The sequence below is a fragment of the Trinickia sp. genome, assembly GCF_051961175.1.
Lineage (GTDB): Bacteria > Pseudomonadota > Gammaproteobacteria > Burkholderiales > Burkholderiaceae > Trinickia.
Window position 1 is genome coordinate 1 of sequence record NZ_JBQCDN010000183.1, and the last position, 3,414, is coordinate 3,414.

Annotated in this window: 3 protein-coding genes and 1 pseudogene; 1 reads left to right on the top strand and 3 read right to left on the bottom strand. The window is 65.6% G+C overall.

From position 1 onward, the window contains the following. Nucleotides 1–185 (bottom strand): annotated as a pseudogene (locus ACTHL0_RS10345) (diaminopimelate decarboxylase); the annotation flags it as partial. A 14-nt stretch (nucleotides 186–199) separates the two neighbouring features. After that, nucleotides 200–508 (bottom strand): LPS translocon maturation chaperone LptM, encoded by a 309-nt coding sequence (gene lptM / locus ACTHL0_RS10350; protein ID WP_440566637.1) that lies wholly within the window; start codon nucleotides 506–508, stop codon nucleotides 200–202. A gap of 43 nt (nucleotides 509–551) precedes the next feature. On the opposite strand from lptM, the gene cyaY reads away from it, so the two are divergent. Further along, complete coding sequence (gene cyaY / locus ACTHL0_RS10355) at nucleotides 552–869, top strand: iron donor protein CyaY (RefSeq protein ID WP_440566638.1); 318 nt, start codon at nucleotides 552–554, stop codon at nucleotides 867–869. Nucleotides 870–937: 68 nt separating this feature from the next. On the opposite strand, the gene ACTHL0_RS10360 is transcribed toward cyaY, so the two are convergent. Continuing rightward, the gene (locus tag ACTHL0_RS10360; RefSeq protein WP_440566639.1) at nucleotides 938–3,397 is read right to left on the bottom strand and encodes a penicillin-binding protein 1A; all 2,460 of its coding nucleotides are present in this window, start codon (nucleotides 3,395–3,397) and stop codon (nucleotides 938–940) included. Nucleotides 3,398–3,414: the final 17 nt, after the last annotated feature.

Below are 3,414 nucleotides of genomic sequence, written 5' to 3' on the forward strand. Positions count from 1 at the left end.
TTGACCGAGACGTGCACCGCCGCTCGATGACCCGCGCAGGCTTGCGCGTAGGCTTGATAGGCCGCGGTGAGTGCCGCGCGCGAGTACACGAACAGCGGCGTGCCGAAACGTTCGGCGAGCGTAACGGCGCTGACGCCTTCGGCGTGCAGCACGCCGTCGACATAGGCGAAGGCGGAGTGAGACATGCGAAAGTCCTGCGTTATTGATTGGGTGCCGGGCTCGAAGCGGCGGGCGGCGCGGCCTCGTTCGCCTTCGGCGTGGCGCGCAGCGAATCGGCGGGCGCCAGTTGGAGCGGAGTGGGCGCATCCGTGCCGGATGCCCCGGATGCGGCTTGCGAATCGGCGCGCGCCTCCGATGCCGAAGGCGCGGTTTGGAGAGCGGGATTCTCAGGCAGCGGCGGGACGGTGGGCAGATAAAGCGGCCCGCGTTGACCGCATCCGGTCAGTGCCGCGCTTGTCGCAACGGCCAAAGCCGATACAATCGCGCTCATCCTGAAAACGACTCGCATGACTGTCTCTGAGGAGCTGTGAGTTTAACCGGCGGAGTTTAGCATGACCGACAGCGACTACCTTTCCCGTGCGGAAGCCGTACTCTCGAGTATCGAGGCGGCCATCGACGACAACGACGCCGACATCGAACTCGATCGCAGCGGCAACGTGCTGACACTCGAATTCGAGAACGGCTCGAAGATCATCGTCAACCTGCAACCCCCGATGCAGGAAATCTGGATCGCGGCGAAGGCTGGCGGCTTTCACTTCAAATTCGTTGACGGCCAATGGCTCGACACGCGCAACGGCCGCGAATTCTTTGAATCGCTCTCCGATTACGCCTCCCAGCAAGCGGGCGAGCGTGTGACGTTTTCCAGCTGACTTCGCCCCACCCTGAAGCTGGCGCGCTCGAGAACCGGCGCGTTCGCCTATCGATGCCGCGCTGCCGCTCACGGTGAGATGAGCGGCGAGGGTGCCGCAATCGGCTCGTTCTGGCGCACCGCGGCCGGCGGGTTGGCCGCTCCGGCGTGCTCGCCGGTTCGCACCGGCGCTGCATCCTCGACGTCCTTCACTTCTTCGGGATGCAGCGCCGCTGCGCTGATGCCGACCGTCGGAACAAATCCCTGCCCCGGCAGGAAGGTATCGAAATAGAGTTCGCCGCCAACCGATGCAACATCGGATGGCGTCGGCATCTGATATTCAGGAACGCCTTTCAGCGCTTGCGCCATGTAATCCATCCACACGGGCAACGCCAAACCGCCTCCCGTCTCACGGTCGCCGAGGCCTCGCGGCGCGTCGTAGCCGATCCACGCGATGGCCGCCAGCGAGTGTTGATAGCCGGCGAACCAGGCGTCGCGCGAATCGTTCGTCGTGCCTGTCTTGCCGGCCAGATCCTTGCGTCCGAGCGCGTTCGATTTCGCGCCCGTTCCGCGCTGCGCCACGCTTTGCAGCAAGCTGTTCATCACGTAGTCGTTGCGCGCATCGATGGCGCGCGGCGCGTCGCGCTCGGCGACGATCGGCTGCGCTCGCGCGAGTACGATGCCATCGAGATCCGTGACCTCCGAAATGAGATAAGGATTGACGCGGTAGCCGCCGTTCGCGAAGACGGAGTAAGCCCCGGCCATCTGTAGCGGGGTGACCAGGCCGGCCCCGAGCGCCATGGGCAGGTAGGGCGGATGTTTATCGGCATCGAACCCGAAACGCGTGATGTAGTCCTGGGCGTAATGCGTGCCGATGTGGGCCAGGATGCGGATCGAGACGAGGTTGCGCGACTTCTGCAACGCTGTGCGCATCGTCATCGGGCCGTCGAAGCGACCACCGTAGTTCTTCGGCTCCCATGGGCGTCCGCCCGTTTCCGCGGCGCTGAAATAGAGCGGGGCGTCGTTGATGATCGTGGCAGGGCCGAGACCTTTGTCGAGCGACGCCGAATAGATGAACGGCTTGAAGCTCGATCCCGGCTGTCGCCACGCCTGCGTCACGTGATTGAACTTGTTCTTGCCGAAGTCGAACCCGCCGACGAGCGCGCGAATCGCCCCATACTGCGGCACGATCGAAACGAACGCGCCTTCGACCTGCGGCAACTGAACGATCGACCAGACGCCCGTGTCGCTCTTGCTCAGCCGCACGATGGCGCCCGGGCGTATGCGGTTGCCGCCCTTCGCGCCGGCGGCGAGCGAACCCAGCGCGAAACGCAAGCCGTCGCCGCTCACCGTCGCGCGCGTGCCGTCGGCGAGGACCGCCTGCACCTGACCTGCGTCCGACGACGTGACGACACCCGCAACGATTTCGCCGTTGTCGGGGTACTTGTCGAGTGCCGCTGCGATGGCGTCGGCGCGCGCGCCGGCGTCGGCCGGCAGGTCGACGTAAGCCTCGGGGCCACGATAGCCGCGCCGGGCGTCGTAGCCCAAAAGGCCCGTGCGCAAGGCTCGGTAGGCGGTGTCCTGGCTGCCCGAATCGATCGTCGTCACGACGCTCAAGCCGCGCGTGTATGCCTCGTCGTGGTACTGAGCGACCATCGCCTGCCGGACCATTTCGGCCACGTACTCGGCATGCACGCTGAACTGCTGGGCGGGTGCCGCGGCGAGGGCCAGTGGCTCGGCGACGGCGTCGTCGTACTGCGCGCGCGTGATGTCGCGCAACGCCAGCATGCGTTGCAGGATGTACTGCTGACGGACCTTGGCGCGCGCCGGGTTGACGACGGGGTTGTAGGCCGACGGCGCTTTGGGCAACCCGGCGAGCATGGCCGCCTCGGCCAGCGTGATGTGGGCGATGTCCTTGCCGAAGTAGACGCGCGCGGCCGATGCGAAACCGTATGCGCGTTGTCCGAGATAGATCTGATTCATGTAGACCTCGAGAATCTGATCCTTTGTCAGCTCACGCTCGATCTTGTAGGCGAGCAGCATCTCGTAAATTTTGCGCGTATAGGTTTTCTCGCTCGACAGAAAGAAATTGCGCGCCACTTGCATCGTGATGGTGCTCGCGCCTTGCGTCGCGTGACCGTTCGTCAGCGCCGCCACGCCCGCGCGTGCCACCCCGGCCAGATCCACCCCGCCATGATCGTAGAAGCGCGCATCTTCGATCGCGAGGATGGCTTGCTTCAAATACGGCGGCACCTGTGCGATGCGAACCACGTCGCGCCGTTCTTCGCCGAACTCGCCGATCAGAACGTGATCGGCGGTATAGATGCGCAGCGGCACTTTCGGGCGATAGTCGGTGAGCGCATCGAGGGCCGGCAAACGCGGCGTGGCCATGATCAGCGCATAGAGCAGCGCGAGCGCGCCGCCGAGCGCGGTGGCCGCGACCGTTCCGAGACACCAGAGGACGAATCGCGTCACCCAGCGGCGGCGCCGGGGCGGCGCGGGCGGTGGCGGCGGTGATGACGGGGCGGGCGGGAGCGGGTGGGAATCCATAACGGGGCTGACGTGCG

Excerpts from the sequence above, each read along its gene's own strand:
- lptM (WP_440566637.1), bottom strand. The coding sequence starts at position 508 with ATGCGAGTCGTTTTCAGGATGAGCGCGATTGTATCGGCTTTGGCCGTT.
- cyaY (WP_440566638.1), top strand. The coding sequence starts at position 552 with ATGACCGACAGCGACTACCTTTCCCGTGCGGAAGCCGTACTCTCGAGT.
- ACTHL0_RS10360 (WP_440566639.1), bottom strand. The coding sequence starts at position 3,397 with ATGGATTCCCACCCGCTCCCGCCCGCCCCGTCATCACCGCCGCCACCG.